This is a genomic window from Marinobacter mangrovi, assembly GCF_016798325.1.
Taxonomy (GTDB): domain Bacteria; phylum Pseudomonadota; class Gammaproteobacteria; order Pseudomonadales; family Oleiphilaceae; genus Marinobacter_A; species Marinobacter_A mangrovi.
In genome coordinates, this window is the sequence record NZ_JAERVO010000001.1 from 901,287 (window position 1) to 917,842 (window position 16,556).

At 54.7% G+C, this 16,556-nt stretch carries 14 protein-coding genes and 1 tRNA gene; 6 read left to right on the plus strand and 9 right to left on the minus strand.

The window, feature by feature from the left end; all coding sequences use genetic code 11:
- Entirely contained in the window at positions 1-429 is a 429-nt protein-coding gene (locus JL474_RS03995) for a hypothetical protein (protein ID WP_203141004.1), read from the plus strand.
- Between the two features lie 18 nt (positions 430-447).
- Positions 448-771, plus strand: coding sequence for a hypothetical protein (locus JL474_RS04000; protein WP_203141005.1), 324 nt, complete (start codon positions 448-450; stop codon positions 769-771).
- 111 nt (positions 772-882) lie between these two features.
- Here JL474_RS04000 and JL474_RS04005 read toward each other — a convergent pair whose 3' ends face one another.
- From JL474_RS04005 to JL474_RS04030, 6 genes are all read right to left on the minus strand, one after another.
- On the minus strand, positions 883-1,509 hold the full coding sequence (locus JL474_RS04005) for a hypothetical protein (RefSeq protein WP_203141006.1): 627 nt from the start codon (positions 1,507-1,509) through the stop codon (positions 883-885).
- Positions 1,510-1,511: 2 nt separating this feature from the next.
- Complete coding sequence (locus JL474_RS04010; protein ID WP_203141007.1) at positions 1,512-3,530, minus strand: DEAD/DEAH box helicase; 2,019 nt, start codon at positions 3,528-3,530, stop codon at positions 1,512-1,514.
- A gap of 517 nt (positions 3,531-4,047) precedes the next feature.
- Entirely contained in the window at positions 4,048-4,956 is a 909-nt protein-coding gene (locus JL474_RS04015; protein WP_203141008.1) for a hypothetical protein, read from the minus strand.
- Positions 4,957-6,549, minus strand: a complete 1,593-nt coding sequence (locus JL474_RS04020) for a restriction endonuclease subunit M (RefSeq protein ID WP_203141009.1) — start codon at positions 6,547-6,549, stop codon at positions 4,957-4,959.
- A gap of 410 nt (positions 6,550-6,959) precedes the next feature.
- Positions 6,960-7,046 (minus strand) — tRNA-Leu (locus JL474_RS04025).
- 96 nt (positions 7,047-7,142) lie between these two features.
- Entirely contained in the window at positions 7,143-7,766 is a 624-nt protein-coding gene (locus JL474_RS04030) for a class I SAM-dependent methyltransferase (RefSeq protein ID WP_123634497.1), read from the minus strand.
- A 284-nt stretch (positions 7,767-8,050) separates the two neighbouring features.
- Here JL474_RS04030 and JL474_RS04035 point away from each other — a divergent pair, with 284 nt between their 5' ends.
- From JL474_RS04035 to cydC, 4 genes are read left to right on the plus strand one after another with little or no spacing between them, the layout of a single operon-like run.
- Positions 8,051-9,496: a cytochrome ubiquinol oxidase subunit I gene (locus JL474_RS04035; RefSeq protein ID WP_203141010.1), complete on the plus strand. Its 1,446-nt coding sequence runs from the start codon at positions 8,051-8,053 to the stop codon at positions 9,494-9,496.
- A gap of 2 nt (positions 9,497-9,498) precedes the next feature.
- Positions 9,499-10,500, plus strand: a complete 1,002-nt coding sequence (gene cydB / locus JL474_RS04040) for a cytochrome d ubiquinol oxidase subunit II (protein ID WP_203141011.1) — start codon at positions 9,499-9,501, stop codon at positions 10,498-10,500.
- Positions 10,484-12,235 carry a thiol reductant ABC exporter subunit CydD gene (cydD, locus tag JL474_RS04045; protein ID WP_328797772.1) on the plus strand — a complete coding sequence of 584 codons (1,752 nt, stop codon included), beginning with the start codon at positions 10,484-10,486 and terminating at the stop codon, positions 12,233-12,235. The genes cydB and cydD overlap by 17 nt, the downstream gene beginning before the upstream one ends.
- Positions 12,228-13,889 (plus strand): thiol reductant ABC exporter subunit CydC, encoded by a 1,662-nt coding sequence (gene cydC, locus JL474_RS04050; protein WP_203141012.1) that lies wholly within the window; start codon positions 12,228-12,230, stop codon positions 13,887-13,889. Before cydD ends, cydC begins: the two co-directional genes overlap by 8 nt.
- Positions 13,890-13,896: 7 nt before the next feature.
- Here cydC and JL474_RS04055 read toward each other — a convergent pair whose 3' ends face one another.
- The 3 genes from JL474_RS04055 to JL474_RS04065 form a co-directional block, all read right to left on the minus strand.
- Entirely contained in the window at positions 13,897-15,138 is a 1,242-nt protein-coding gene (locus tag JL474_RS04055; protein WP_203141013.1) for a saccharopine dehydrogenase family protein, read from the minus strand.
- A 55-nt stretch (positions 15,139-15,193) separates the two neighbouring features.
- On the minus strand, positions 15,194-15,601 hold the full coding sequence (locus JL474_RS04060) for a hypothetical protein (protein ID WP_203141014.1): 408 nt from the start codon (positions 15,599-15,601) through the stop codon (positions 15,194-15,196).
- Between the two features lie 107 nt (positions 15,602-15,708).
- Entirely contained in the window at positions 15,709-16,491 is a 783-nt protein-coding gene (locus JL474_RS04065) for an SDR family NAD(P)-dependent oxidoreductase (protein ID WP_203141015.1), read from the minus strand.
- Between the last annotated feature and the right edge of the window lie 65 nt (positions 16,492-16,556).

Genomic DNA, 16,556 nt, shown 5'->3' on the forward strand with positions numbered 1-16,556 from the left:
ATGATTTTATCTAAGCCATTTGACAGAGGTGATCTGGTTAACTTTGATCCGTCTACTGGTGCGACTAACAGCACTGTAGATGTGCCATCCAAGCCAAAAGGAAATTTCCACCAACTGGGTCAAAGATGTATCGCCATTTACTGCGAAGACAATGCTTTAATACTACAAGTGGACAGGGATAAGTGGGATTTATCCTCGATGGGAGTTAACTTAAATTATTTCCATAATTTGGATAGTAGAACAACATGCTTCGAAGTTAAATCTTCAGAAAAATCTGTTTCGCTGGAATACAAATCTTGGTGGGCTGAAATTCCTGGATTTGAACCAGTAGAACCAGAAATGGATGAGGATGAAGATTTCTTGGGATATGTTTTTGAAATTTGGAAAAACAGGAAACTTCAAGAAAGCTTGATTAGAAGCTGGACTTAGTCCTTATAGGTGCCATTTATGACTGTTGTTGCGTTTGAAAACGAGAACGGTACGGTGAAACATCATATCAATGATATATCTAGCTATGAGGGATTTGATAGTTTGGTAGCATTCTTTACCTCTATCGAATTTGGAAGTCTGCTTGATGAAAAAGAAGGTCCAGGAACAAGACTGGCTTTGATTGAGTTTGGCGGTGTAAAGATCCAACTGGTCTTCAGCGATCAGTTTGGAACTTTTTTTATGCCGCAGATGATTCTGGGCGCGCTAAAGCGAAGGCGTTGGCTGGAGCTATCGAAAAAAGGATTGAAGAAAACAACCAGTGACTTGCCCTCACTCGCATGAATCAAGTGCCTTTTCACAGTCGTTAAAAGTTCATACGCAAGATCTGTCCCCGCCCCATGCGTGGCTCTCCCGCCACCTTGATGTTCTGCCAATGACTGTATGGAAAGGAGCTCAACCCAGCTGGACATATCCACAATCGGTTTCGACATTCAAAAGATCTTGTAGTTTCTCCTCAGAAATCCTCTTATCTATACCGAGCTTAAAGCTACTGTTAGACGTATAGAATATATCTAGATGATTAAGAGGGTGAAGCCGACCGTTTTGACGTTCCGAATCATAGTCATACCGAAGGTAACCATCTTCAAATGTTAACAAGTCTTTATATAGTTCCCAGATTCCCGGGAAGTCGCTCTCCTGCTCAATGACGGGCTCAACAAATGATTGGGCACCACTGGTGTTGAACGAATCCTCATGAATAAGATCCATGACTATAGAGGTTACTCTGTTATCGACTCTCTCAATCGCCCAGTGAGAAAACTTTATTTGTCCCTCGTCTTCAGTAACGGCAAACGGAAAATGAAACGTAATGTATCTATCTTTAGCAAACGCAAAAACCCTACTCATCTTTCCCTTACACAACAAAACCCTTGGCGAACCATCGACAGAGTTAGTCTGCGGTCCTATCAGGAACTGCTTAGTTATATATATCAACCTTTCTATAAGGTCCTTTTTGGTCCTGATGGGAGCAAAAACCCTATCTTGTTGGAATTGCGTGATAGGCATCTCCCTTATTTTCACTTTCAAATCCCTCTTTGCTTTAAAACGAAGTTGATCGTTTCCTCCACTTGCTCTTTATCGAAGGATTCTTTAAGAACCGCTTGTGTAGCGTCAAAAACTTCTTGTCTAAAGATTGGAGGAACATTCAAATCGTTGAGTAATTTCTCAACAAAGTCATAGAATGACTGAGAATTTTCATCGAATTTTATTGTCGTTCTGATTGACTTAATCTCGTCGGCGCTTGGAATTTCCACGACCATGCTGCCATGATCATTGATATGTTCAATACTCTCTTTGAGACTAGGAATTATTTCTTGATTCCACTCTTCAGAGATAACGAAATAGGTCTTAATGAACGAGCGCGTCAACATCATGTAGAGAGCATTTCGGTAACTGTGGCTGTGCCTGAGATGCTTAGCTACAACTATGACAAAAGGAAATTCAAGACCCTTAACATTATTTCTATTACTTATAAATACGGAGTTCTGAGACTTTACCTTAGACTCATATGCTTTATTCACATCCCAATCAAAATTCTCCTGCACGCTGTTTTCCAACACATCGGCCATTTCATAGGTTATATTTCCGTCGTCCACGAAAATTATGCCGATGTCTTCAGCAAGAACCGTTCGGTTTTCTTCTCTAATTTTTGCTATTACATCAATTATCTGATTTTCAGAATTGACAGTAAATGGCTCGGGTGCCGTAAAAAGCTCTAGGCTCTTTATATTTTGCTTTTCAATATCTTCAAAACGCCTAAGTGGTTCGCGGCTAAGCTCTAGGTGATTATCATCCGATTCATCAAGAATATAGCCACATGCCTTCCATTCTGGCTCGGCCAACCATCGTAGCTTTCTCTGTTCGAACAACCCCATACCGAGACCATGAGCGAACATAAGAGTTCGTGGATCTGTGCGGTAACACTTGCTTAATAGAAAGTCGGGATTTATATCGCTAACAATATTTTGATCAAAAATACTCTGAAAAATATCACCAGCAACGAAAACGGTATTTTTTGTTACACGTTCACATAAATCTATAAATGGTTGCCCGAAGTCTTGGCTCTCGTCGATAAGCATAAAATCAAAAGCATAACCATACTTATCGATATCCTCATCAGTAATTTGCGAAAGGGCCAGAGTGCATGCCTTGTCGAATGACATCGCCCTGCTATATCTATTAAACGGCAACTGATACTTCGCGGTTATATATCGATAAGCCCCGGAGTGAAGGTCACTTTGGGAACCCCATGCATTCACGCACCAAAGTCGTTCGTTCCACTTTATTTGCTCCTCAACCTTCATGAAGTTGAAAAACTCAGGAATCCTTTGGCGAAGATTATGAGAGAGTATCTTGTTGTGACAAGTAAAAATTACCTTGCTTTCAGGATAGTTAACATAGATATCTCTAAGTTTGTGCAACAGGAGTTCTGTTTTACCGGTGCCTGAAAGGCCCTGTATACGGATTACAGGCTTTTCCATCGCTTGGTAGACAAATCGAGTCTGGTCTCCGTCAAATAACTGGATCTTGCTCTTAACTCTATCCAGTATATTATCGGGCACATCTTCGCCTACACGCTCGATATCATTAATACTTCCAGTTAACAGGGATATCAAAAGCTCGCACTTCTTCTGGTCTTTTTCGAGTTCAATACGCGTAAGGTCTAACAGCTCCTCTATGCTGGTTTCGAAGTTGTCGAATCGAAACTCGTCTGTTAGTTTGGACTTCCAATGGCGTGACCTACCAACGACTTGTTTATATCTAAACTTATCCGAAATCGCACTCAGGTCCTCAAGCACATCCTCAACATAATCTTCAAAATCTTCCTCGTTGTCAGAGAAGTTGATAAAGGTGATTTTGTGCTTAGGCACCAAGAGTATCAGCGCATCTTTAAAGGAGTATTTATATTTATTATCTACGAGTGGACCATCAACCAGATACATTTGTGTCTTGGTTTGTTCAGAGTAAGCCGCGACCTCATTGACGAACTGCTCGTTCTGTTGGTTCTTAGTGGCTTTGAAAAAGAAAAAGCTGTTAGACATTCGAAAACCCTTTTGTCCCTTTGACGAGGAACACCGTTAAGAAAGCTACCTTTTTCGTCAAAATTATGCTGACAAGCTTGTCAGGCCAACGCAAAGTATAGATTTTTCACGAGGTTGTTCCAACTCACCTATGAGATCGTCAGTGAGCACTAGCAGAATGGCGGGACAAAATAGCGGTAGTAACGCGTTGACCACTACAACTGCCCTGTTAACCAATACGGTGAGTCATCCAAAAGAAAGCTTTTCGGCTTGTTCGCTCAAGGGCGGTATTGGTTGACGAGGGCCTTCCGATGGGAAATCAAGCGCCCCAACAAGGCTGCGCGAAAGAGCGTATCGGATGACCAGTGGCTGGATCGCCTGAAGCAGTTAACCCAAGTCGGGGAAGCGACAGAAGCGGAAATCGCCGCATTGCCCGACGATACCGCCTATGCCTGGGAGAAGCTGAATGGTGAGGTTCACCCGCCCCCTTGGAGTTCTGTCAATAACTGTACGGTGGTTTAAGCAATTAACGGAACGATCATTCCCCAAGGTGAATGTAGTGCTTAAAATCGCTATCCCGAATGGAATCGACAAAGCTCCGCCGAGCTTTTTCCAGGCGCTGATAATAATCTCGAAACTTTGAAGATACCGAGTCCGCTGTGGCTCGTGAATTCGGAACAGGTATTTTGATTTCCTGCATTCGCTTGCCCACATCTTCGCGATTGGTCTGCATAAAAACTATGCGCTCCCACTGAGCAACGGTCTCTTTAAGGGTCAGCGCCCAAAGAAGATAAAACTGATCGAAGAGTTCAGTGTTAGTGCGAATTCCTATGATTTCCTTAGTTAAGACTGCACTCTCTTGCCCTGGCATGAGCACGCAAAACTCACCAATGTTTTTAGAGGCGCGTTCTGGTGATATCAAATCATAGGCCTGCAAGCCCGACGACAAACCGCCCCAAAACTTGTGCGCCAGAGACAACGGCACCATATTCGTCGGGTTTATATTTACGTGCCCGGCTCTCAGGTCAGAAACTTTTATGTAGGGGACCTCCCCAAGCCGCTGATCGGAACTTGGACTACCATGTCCACCAAAAATCAATATGCGCTTTTCCGAAGCCAGGTCTCCCAGGCTTTTTAAAGAGAATTCCGGATGGTTTTTGACTAGTTCCTCGATTCCTTCCAGAGTTTTGTGATCGAAGTATTTGGGTACATATACGTCACTATTAAAAACCTTCTCCGAACCACAATAAAAAATCTCTTTCCTCGAGAAATCGCCAACTCTAATAGCATCGCAACATTCGGCAAGGTCATCGTCGATTTCCGAATCCGACCGCACCCCAGTTTGAGGATTGACAATATACTGTTCATGTCCATCCTTATTGATACCACATGTTTTTGCGTTGACAATAAGGGTCTGCCCTTCTCTGAACCAGCTTGGCTTATGCACTTACTTACCTACCTTCTCGAAGATATAAAAATTTGTTTTAGCCCGGCAAAATCCTTGGAACGCCTCCATCGCTATATTCAACATCCCTTTGAGCTCAAATTTATCCTTCATCCAGTATCTCAACCATGCGTAAGAAGGCGAAAACATGTATGTTTCTGGCAAAATGATGCCGAGACGCCCACCCTCAGCCAAAAGGCTGTAACACCGCTCCAAGAAGAGAATGCCAATTTCTCTCTCTTCATGGACAGTTTTTGAAAACTCGAAGCCTCCACCATTCAGTTTTTTAGGCTTCCTAGAAATAGTGAAACCAGCAGCTTTTGAGTCGACCTTCGATACCTTTAAACCCTTTCCGAAAGGGGGGTTTGTGACGATACAAGTAAATGAGTCAGGAGTCAGGGCTGTCAACAATGGCTGGTAGTACGTTGCCCAGAGATGCTTCCTTATTGAATCACCCAAATACGTATTGGTGCTGCCGTCGCCGATTGTTAGCATTATAGCCTTAGTCAACTTTACATTAATGCGGTCTTTATCAACCCCAAACAGATGCCTATTTGCCCAGCTTTTCGTGTCACTTTCGGACATCGCAGGATGGTTTTCGATCAGCTGCCTAAAACTCTCCAAGAGAAAGCCACCGGTCCCACAAGCAGGATCCAAAACCTTATCAGAAGGCTTGATTTCCATTAACTTAACAGCGCTACGTATTACCGGGTAAGGCGTATAATACTGCCCCTCTTCAGACTTTAAGCTCGAAGTTCGAAAAATTTGGAAGGCTTCAGATATAACGCTGATGGGTGTATCTCGAAGCTTGTACCGAGAAATCTCGTATGCACACGATTGGAGAGTGTGGTCGTCAAGACTGATTTCCTTGTCGCTATCAGTGAGAAACAGATCGGAATGAGCAATCCGCATTCCCGCGAAGAGTTCCTTAATATTCTTCGCTGTTTCCGCTTCACTATCCCACACTTGAAATGGCGCAGGATCAGCCGGGGTATATTTTGCTATCTTATCGCCTTCCAACTTTGCCAGAATCACGTTACACAGATTGTTCAACTGATCGTCGCGTCTGGTACTTAATGTATCTCGACTGACAACGACATCTAGTAGACGGGAAAACGCTCTCTTCAAAACCGCGGTCGTCGGCTCTTCCAAATCGTTCCAGGTAAGCCTTGTCTCTGTCGCCTTGATCAAGCTATCGGTGGGCTTTGGTAGGGCTCCATTTTTAACAACATCGAACTTCCCATCAGGAGTACGATAGACAAGGCTGATATCACTGCCATTCGACCAAATACCAAGCGGGACATGAGGCTCCATGCCCATATAAATCTCTAGCTGATTTAGTCCCTCACTGAAGTTTGGAGCCTTCGTTTCGATGATGATTTGAAGATGCTCATATTCACCAACATGAGATGGGTGATCGAAAATCGCTATGTCAATGGGATAAGATTTGTAGCTATGCCCTTTTTCTCGCTTACTTGCTTCGCTCGGAGTCTTGGGAACTCGCCACTCAGGCTCGTACTGAATTTGATTTTTGTCCCATCCAAGTCTTATCAGCTTTTCTATAAGAGGGAGGCGTACTTCTGTGTGTTCGCTCATTTAGGATCAATAACCTTATTGTTGGGCTGTACCTTGTATCTGGCTGGAAGCTCCCCCTCTGAAGATCCAAAGCAGGCCCCGGTGGAAACCAGTTGAGCTTCAGATAGGAGCCATCTCGCAAAAAAATAGACCTGAATCGTAATTTATTTGACCGAGCTCGGAAAGCTGCGAATCAAAAGCCCTGAACACAGCTCATCAAGCCAGCCAAAGCAGATCATAGGATCGGTTTCTACGCACCGGGGGCCAAAGAATTGAAATCAAAATCCTCAGTTCCGGCCCTCTCGGTTTTAGGGGCTTAAAGTTCCGTAGGGATTTTCAGGAAGGGGCTGCACCGCGTCTACATTAGGTCTACAAAGCGATTCAAGGCTTTCGTTAGAACAATAACGACCATCGCAACCTATTGCTATTTATGGTGCCCGGGGCCGGACTCGAACCGGCACGACCTAACGGTCAAGAGATTTTAAGTCTCCAGTGTCTACCAATTTCACCACCCGGGCAGAGGGAGTGCTGGAAGGAGCGGGGATTGTATAAGCAGCTGTGGCTGATCGCAATCTTGCCCTTCAAATCGGTCAAATCTCAACCAGACCACTCCCCTATTCGGGCTTTCGAGCCACTCCGTACGTCACAAATCCCGCGATCTTCGGCGTGTTCTGGATGTACAGGCTGTCGGCCGATTCGATCTCGAAGCCGGCGGACTCGAGCAACCTTGTAATCGGTCGGTTCAGGTGGCAGCCGCCTGCGACTTTTCGCCACGCCGGGGTCAGGCGGTCCTGCCATTTGCGCACGCCCGGCTCCGGGGCGCGGCCGTGTTCGCAGAACAGGAGCTGGCCGTCCGGTTTGAGCACGCGCTTCATCTGCTGCAAGGCCTGGAACCAGTCCGGGATGGTGCAGAGGGTGAAGGTGAGCAACACGGTGTCCACGCTGTTGTCCTCCAGCGGGATGCGTTCGCCCGGCAAATCCAGCCATTTCACCTCCACCGGCGCGGCGGCCACGTTTCGCGCGGCAATCCGTCGCATGCCCTCGGACGGTTCCAGACCCCATACTGAATTGACCCTGTCGGGATTGTAGTACTGGAGGTTCACCCCGGACCCCATGCCCACTTCGAGGACATCGCCCCGGGCCTGAGGCACCAGTTGCTGGCGCAGTTTCATCACCGGTCCGATGGAGCAGGCCCGGTTGATCAGATGGGGTAAAACATGATCTTCATAAAGTGACATTTGAACACTCCGGTTCGCGCACTACTATTGTTAGAGGCATGTAGGCTATTGATTTCCGATATTGATTTCAGTCAATGCACGCGATGGCTCGACAGGTACGCTGAGCAGGATTTTCGGACTGGTCATGGATCCTCACAGTCCGTCATTCCGGATGCCGGTAACAATAAGGGGTCTTCTGGTCACCAGACAGCACCCCGCTCCTCAGATGGCATTTCGTTTTCGTTTGAGCGGCAGCTCCAGCATGACCTGGAACGCCTTTGTCTAACCTGTGCCCGGAGGTACCCGTGGATTTAGATCCCATTCTCCTCTCCCGTATCCAGTTCGCCTTCGTTGTATCGTTTCACGCGATCTTCCCGGTCTTCACGATCGGCCTGGCGTCCTATATCGCAGTCCTGGAAGGACTGTTCTTTCGCACTCAAAACCCGGCCTGGGAAAAGCTGTCGGCCTTCTGGACGAAGGTTTTCGCCGTGGTCTTCGGGATGGGTGTGGTCTCCGGTATTGTCATGTCGTTTCAGTTTGGTACGAACTGGAGCAATTTTGCACAAGCCTCGTCAAATTTTATCGGGCCATTGCTCAGCTATGAGGTGGTGACGGCCTTCTTCCTGGAGGCGGGCTTCCTCGGGGTGCTGCTGTTCGGGCGTCACAAGGTGCCGGCCGGTGTGCATCTGTTTGCCGCGCTGATGGTGGCCCTGGGCACGTTCATCTCGGCCTTCTGGATCCTGGTGGCCAACAGCTGGATGCAGACCCCGGCGGGCACTGAGATGCGCGACGGCGTGATCCACGTGCTGTCCTGGAGCGAGGCGATCTTCAACCCCTCCTTCCCGTTCCGCTTCCTCCACATGGTGATGGCGTCCTTCCTGACCGGTAGCTTCGTGGTGGCGGGCGTGAGCGCCTGGTACCTGCTGCTCGGCCGCGAGAAGGAAGCCAACCGCAAGGCGCTGTCCATGTGCCTGTGGCTGATCCTGTTCCTGGCGCCGGCGCAGGCGTTTATCGGCGACGAGCACGGTCTGAATACCCTGGAGCACCAGCCCACCAAGGTGGCGGCGATGGAAGGCAACTGGGAAACCCAGTCCGGCGTACCGCTGCTGCTGTTCGCCTGGCCGGATCAAGAAACCCAGTCCAACCTGATGGAAATCGGCATCCCGCATATGGCGAGCCTGATCCTGACCCACGACTGGAACGGTGTCGTACCGGGCCTGAAGGAGGCGTCGCCGGATGAGCAGCCGCCGGTCTCCATCGTGTTTTGGAGCTTCCGCATCATGGTTGCCATGGGCCTGTTGATGATCCTCGCCGGCGTGATCGGCGTGATCCTGCGAGCCACCGGCAAGCTGTACAGCACCGTCTGGTACCTGCAGAGCCTGCGACTGATGAGCATCGCGCCCTTCCTGGCGGTTCTCAGCGGCTGGTTCGTCACCGAAGTGGGCCGCGCGCCCTGGCTGATCTACGGCATCATGACCCAGGCGGAGGCGGTCACCCCGTCGCTGACCGGTGGTATGGCCCTGTTCACACTGATCGGCTACATCGTGGTCTACGCCATGGTGTTCACCGCCGGCGTCTACTACCTGTTCCGGGTCCTGCAGATGGGCGTGGAAGACGAAGAGCCGGTGGACGAGGAACACGATCGCGCGATGCGTCCGCTGTCGGCCGCGCACGTGACCTTCGAGGCCGGTCCCTATCCGGGACGTGATCAAGACACCCACGCCGCACCGCTGAACAAGGGAGGCCACTAATCATGCAATTGATCGATTTACCGCTTATCTGGGCTGTGATTATCGGGTTCGGCGTCATCATGTACGTCCTGATGGACGGCTTTGACCTGGGGCTGGGTATCCTCTTCCCCTTCGCGCCGGACGAACAGGCCCGGGATGTGATGATGAACTCCGTCGCTCCCATCTGGGACGGCAACGAAACCTGGCTGGTGCTCGGCGGTGCCGGGTTGCTGGCCGCGTTCCCGCTGGTCTACTCGATCTTCCTGCCGGCGCTGTACATCGGGGTGTTCCTGTTGCTGGCCGGGCTGATCTTCCGGGGCGTGGCGTTCGAGTTCCGTTTCAAGGCGCGCACGTCCCGCTATCTGTGGAACTGGGCCTTTGCGGTTGGCTCCATGATCGCCTCGTTCGCGCAGGGTTGCGTGGTCGGCGCCTACATCCAGGGCTTTGAAACCCAAAACGGCGTTTACGTCGGCGGCGCGCTGGACTGGCTGACTCCGTTCACCGTGCTCACCGGCCTGGGCCTGATGGCGGGCTATGCGCTGCTGGGCAGCACCTGGCTGATCCTGAAGTCTGAAGGCTATATCCAGGAATGGGCCTACAAGATCACCCGTCCGCTGTTGCTTGCGGTGCTGGTCGTGTTTGCCATCGTCAGCGCCTGGACGCCCTTTGTGGACGAGCTGGTGCGCGAACGCTGGTTCTCCACGATCGAAGTCATCTGGATCTTCCCGGTGCTGGCGCTGTTCTGTGCCTACCAGATTTTCCGGCACGTGGGTAAACGCACCGAAGGCATGCCGTTCGTCGCCACCATGGGGCTGTTCATCTTCAGCTACCTGGGTCTGATCGCCAGCCGCTGGCCGTACGTGGTACCGCCGAACTACACCCTGTGGGATGCGGCCTCCGCGCCGGAATCGCAGCTGTTCCTGCTGCTGGGTGTGTTGTTCGTCATCCCCATCGTGCTGGTGTACACCGCCTGGTCTTACTGGGTCTTCCGCGGCAAGGTCAAGGCAGGTGTCGGCTATCACTGAACCATCCTCCTCCACTGACGAGGCTCCCGGCGCTGACGCCGGGGGCCGTTCCTCCACCGATCGGGAAAGGCAACGGCGGGTCCGGCACTGGCTCAATGAGCTGGCCGGCCCGGCGCGGCCCCAGATTCGCCTCGCGATTGTCGGCGGCACTGCATCCGCCGTGGCCATGGTGGTCCAGCTTGGATTGACGGCCTGGCTGGTGTCCCAGGTGGTGATGGAACACGTCGAACTGTCCACGCTGACACCGCTGATTGGCGGTATTCTCGCCGCGATTCTGCTGCGCGGCGCCTTCCAGATCATGCGCGACAACGCGGCCGCGGCGTCCAGTGAAACCATCCGGCAATCCGTCCGTCGCCAACTGATCGACAGCTGGCAGGCTCAAGGCCCCACGGGGCTGTCACAGACCAGCCCGGCAACGCTGGCCAGCGAATGGCTGGAACAGGTGGAAGCCCTCCACGGTTACTTCGCGCGGTTCCTGCCACAGATGATGCTGTCTGTGATCGTGCCGCTGCTGATCCTGGTGGTGGTTTTCTGCTACGACGGGCTCGCCGCCCTCTTCCTGTTGCTCTCGGCACCGCTCATTCCGCTGTTCATGGCGTTGGTGGGTATGGGCGCCGAGAAGCTGAACCAACAGCACTTCGAAACCCTGGGCCGGTTGTCCGGTCATTTTATGGACCGGTTGCGGGGGCTCACGACCCTGCAGCTGTTCGGTCAGACGGATAAGGCCACTCGCGAGGTGGGCCAGGTCACCGACCAGTTCCGCAAGGTAAACATGAAAACGCTCAAGGTGGCGTTCCTGTCCTCGGCGGTGCTGGAGTTTTTCTCGTCGGTCGCCATTGCGGTGATCGCCATGTACATCGGCTTCGGGCTGCTGGGCTATATTCATTTCGGCGGGGCCGATGAGCTGACGCTGTTCAGCGGCCTGTTCATCCTGCTTCTGGCGCCGGAGTTCTTCCAGCCGCTGCGCCTGCTGTCCCAGCATTACCACGACCGCGCCTCTGCCATCGGCGCCGCGGATTGCCTGCTGGAACGCCTGGAGGCCGAATCCGCTCGTTCTCCAACGACCCCGACGGTTTACGACACGCCGGACACCGCCCAGGGCATTCACCTGAAGCACGTCTCGTTCGGGTTCGCCGATCGCGGCCCGCTGTTTGCCGATCTGTCGCTGACGATCGGTGCGGGCGAGATTGTCGGGCTGGAAGGGCCTTCGGGCTGCGGCAAATCCACCCTGCTGCACCTGATTGCCGGCTTCTGCCAGCCCCAGTCCGGATCGATCAGCGTGTTTGGTGAAACGCCGGGTGCCCGCCCCTTCGGCTGGCTGGGTCAGTCCCCCTTTATCCTGCAGGGCACCTGGGCGCAAAACCTGCGCCTGGTGGCGCCAGACGCCACTGACGAGCAATTGTTGGACGCCCTCGCCAAAGCCGGCCTGACGCACCTGGTGGAAACCCATCCGCAATGGCTGAACGCTCCCGTGTCCGAATCCGGCGCCGGGCTGTCCGGCGGTCAGGCGCGTCGACTGGCCCTGGCGCGTATTTTCCTGGCGGATTATCCGCTGGTGCTGCTGGATGAGCCTACGGCCGGCCTCGACGCCGAAAGCGAAGAACAGGTCATCGCCGCCCTGGACGAGCTGGTCGCAAATGGCCGGACCCTCGTGCTGGCCAGCCATCACCCGCAATTGCTGGATATGGCGGACACGGTGTACCGCGTCCGTCACGGAGGGTTGATCCATGAATGAACTCTGGCCCTGGCTGAAACTGATCCTGCAACGCCGTGGCCGCTTGGTGATCGGCGGCGTGCTGATCCTGCTGACAGTGCTGTCCGCCATTGGCCTGCTGGGCCTGTCCGGCTGGTTCCTGACTGCCTCGGCCATCACCGGCGCCCTGCTGGCCAAAGGTATCCACGCGTTTTTGGACATCTACGTGCCGGGCGGCGGCATCCGCTTCTTTGCCATCACCCGGACCGTGTCCCGCTATGTCGAGCGGGTGTTCAACCACGACACCGTGCTGCGCCTGCTCGCCGACCTGCGCGTTCGCCTGTTTTCGACCCTGGCTCACCAGCTGCCCCATGAGCACCTGTTCGCCCGGGCCTCGGATCGGCTGAGCCGTCTGGTGCAGGACATCGATGCACTCGACAACCTGTATCTGCGGCTGCTGGCGCCGCTGGGTGTGGCGATTCTGGCCATTGGCACTGTCAGCCTGCTGGCGTTGCTGGTCAGCGGTCAGCTCGCCCTGTGGGTGCTGGTCGCCCTGCTGGCGCTGACTGCCGTCATCACGCTGGGTCTGGCCCGAATGAATCGACAGCGTACCGCGCGCCGGGTCGAACGCCTGGAAGCCTTGCGGGGCCGACTGATCGAGACCCTGGAAGGCCAGGCGGAACTGCGGGCAGCGGGCCTGATCGGCGCACATTGTGACCGTCTGCTGGACGACGATCAAACCATGATGCGCCCGCAGTACGCCACGGAGCGGTCGGTTTCCACGGCGCAGGGCCTGATCACCTGGACCGTGCAGGCGGTTGCCCTGCTGGCACTGGTTATGGGCCTTGGCGGAGTCGAATCCGGTGCGGTCAGTGGCCCGGTCGCGGTGCTGATCGCGTTGGCGGTGCTGGGCCTCGGTGAAATCCTGATTGCCCTGCCCCCGGCTTACGCGGAATTCGGCGGTACCGTGGCCTCCGCCCGACGCCTGAATACCGAAGTGCACTACGAACTGATGGATGCCCCCGAGGCCGTGGACGAGCCCACGCCCGGCGAACTGGAATGGCACGATGTGGGCTTTGCCTTCGAAGATCACCACCCGCTGTTGCGCCACTTCACGCTGAAACTGGCTCCCGGAGACCGGGTTGGGTTCATCGGGGCGTCCGGCAGCGGCAAGTCCACGCTGGCCGATCTGGCCGCTGGTCTGCTGACGCCGGATACCGGCGAGATTCGCTGCCACGGCCGAACCCGCTGGCCGGCCAACGGCATCGGCGCGCAGCGGGATGTGGCCTACCTGACCCAGCGCACTCACCTGTTCAACGGCACCCTGCTGGACAACCTCAAGCTGGCGCGCCCGGACATCACCTCCGGTGAAATCTGGCACGTGCTGGAGGTCGTTCAGCTGGCAGAGGCTGTCGATAGCTGGCCTCTGGGCCTGATGACCTGGGTCGGCGAAGCGGGCCGTCAGCTGTCCGGCGGTGAAGCCCGCCGGGTCGCCCTGGCGCGCGTGCTCCTGCTGGATGCGCCGATCGTGATTCTCGACGAGCCGTTTACCGGCCTGGATCGCGACACGGCCGCGCAGCTGTCCAAGGCGCTGGAAATTGAGTTGAGCGGGAAGACGGTGGTGGGGCTGGCCCATGACGCCAGCGCCCTGCCACCGATGCACAGGACGCTGACCACGGACGATTGGAAAGCGTGAGGCGGGGCTAGCGGTTCTCGAGCAGTTCGAACCGCAGGCCCGCGTTTTTCACCAGGCGGTCGATGGCTTTCTGGCCCAGCAGGGAGGCCGGGGTCCAGAAGCCGCCGGGACGTTTTTCCGGCGTGTCGATATCAAACGCCAGGCACATGGCCGCCTCGCCCAGCATCTTGCCGGTGGAGCCGTAGCCGGGATCACGATCGCCGGTGACCTTGGTACGAATCATCTCGCCTTTTTCGGAAATACCCACAAAGCGCAGGTCGAAGAAGCCTTCCTCCTGGGCTTTGGGCGTCGGGCCTTCGCCCGGCTTGGGCAGGACAAACTTCTCCAGCGCCCAACGGGCCGGTTTGATGGTCGCAGCCACCAGGAAACCGCCCAGTCCCGCCGCCACGCCCAGCGCCGCCGCGCGTCCCTTGAGTCCCTTACCGGTCAGGACCGCCTCGTCGTAACCGAATTCCTGACCGTAGGCGGCACCCTGCAAGGCGTTGGAGCGGTGTACGACACGGGTATTGATGGCGCCCATCACGAACGGCGCCGTCCACGCCTGGAAATCCTCATCGTATTCCGCCGCTTTCACGTTGTGCTGACGACGGGCCGGCCGGAAATCCTTCGGGCAGATGGAATACGGGTTGGCCAGTTCCTTGCGCAGTGCGGGATCGGCCACCGCTTCCTTGGTCACGTTGATCATGCTGGCGACGGTACCACCGGACAATCCGCCCTTGGCTGCCTTCACCCGCATTTTCACCGTCGAGCACGGCTCACCGAACTGGGCTTTCGCCTGCTGCTGAAGGTAATAAACGCCCAGGTCCGAGGGAATCGAGTCGAAGCCGCAGCAATGCACGATGCGCGCGCCAGTCTTCTTGGCTTGCTCCTCGTAGCGCTCGATCATCTTTCGAATCCACTGCACTTCGCCAGTCAGGTCGCAGTAATCCGTACCGCTGTTCACGCACGCCTGAACCAGCGGCTCGCCGTAAAGTGCGTAGGGCCCGACCGTGGAAATGACCACGCGGGTCTGTTCGCACATCTCGGTCAGCGATGCTTCGTTGCCGGCGTCCGCGATGATGACCGGAAGATCCGCGGCCGCCTCACCCAGCCCCGACTTGAACGTCACCAACTTGGCTTCGGAACGCCCGGCGATGGCCCAGTTGACCTCGCCGCCGGCGCCGTAGCGCTCCAGCAAGTAACGAGACAGAATCTGCCCCACAAAACTGGTCGCGCCAAAAACCACAATATCGAATGGTGCCTGACTCATTCTGAGATCCCTTTTTCTGAAAGTAGCTGAAAAATATTCTTTAGGATTATGATTATTATACTTTTTTACGATCCACCATAAACGCCATGAACACCGCCAGGCCCAGGCCCCAGAAGCCGTTCAGAACCAGACCGCCCATCCAGGTCTGTGCGGTTACGGGGATTCCCTTGAGCGGGAACACCACCAGCATGGCAACAACGGTGGGCCCGAGGGCCCCCAGGACGATGGCGCTGATCCAGTGCATCAGCGGCTGCATGCGCCGGATGATGGCCCAGATGGGAATGCCCCACAATCCACCGAAGAACGCCAGCGACATCACGGCGGGCACATGGAACGGCGGAACCGGCGTCATGTTGTAGGGTGCGGCCGGCACCAGGCCCGCCAGATAAAACAGACCGAACAGCCCCTGATGAAACAGGAGCGTCGCCAGAACACCAGCGACAAAAGCCTTGAGCCATTCCATAGCGATCCCCCGGGTTGGTGCGTAAAAGAGGCAGTATAGTCAGAATTCAACGCGTTAGCGGTGATGCAGGTTTGATACGCACCCGCCCACCCTGCGGTTCAGGTCGATCAGTAGATTCGGCCCCGACGTCCCAACTGGTAGCGAACGGACTCGGGCAGCAACCCGCTGACCGACGCGATGACCTTGTTGAAGCGGCCCGGAACACAAACCGGCTTGCCAGCCAACGCGGCCCGGTAGCCTTCCTCGATGACGGCCGACACGTCCTGCCACAGAATCGACGGCAGGCGACTGACCTGCTCGCGCGTGCCCTGGACGTCGTGGAATTCAGTGTAGGTAAAGCCCGGGCACAATGCGGTCACCCGAACGCCGTGCTGACGAAATTCCATGTCGGCGCTTTCGGACACGTTGACCACGTAGTTCTTGATGCCCGTGTACAGCATGCCCGCCGGCGACGGTGCAAAGGCGGCCAGGGACGCCACGTTGATGATGTGCCCGTAGCCCCGCTTCACCATGCGCCGGCCCAGTTTGACCATGAGTTCGGTCAGCGCCGTAACCATTACCTGGATTTCCTGGTTCAGCACCGACCAATCGCTGTCCACCAGGCTGGTGCGCGCGGCAAAACCGGCGTTGTTCACCAGGAAGTCGACGTGGAGCCCCGCATCGTCGACGGTGTGGAGGATGCGTTCTACGGCACCGGCGTCACCGAGGTCTTCGGCCACGATGTGAACCGCCACCCCAAAGCGGGCCTGCAGATCCCTACCGAGCGCTTCCAGACGTTCCCGGCGGCGGGCCACCAGCACCAGGTCGTAACCCTGACTCGCGAGTTTCTCGGCGAATCCCTGGCCAATGCCGGCGGAGGCGCCGGTGACCAAAGCGGTTCTTCGGCTCATGTCATCTCCCTGTTCTGTGCGACCTTGGGTTTCCGGGCGTTTGGTATTAAAGCGGCACTTCGGCC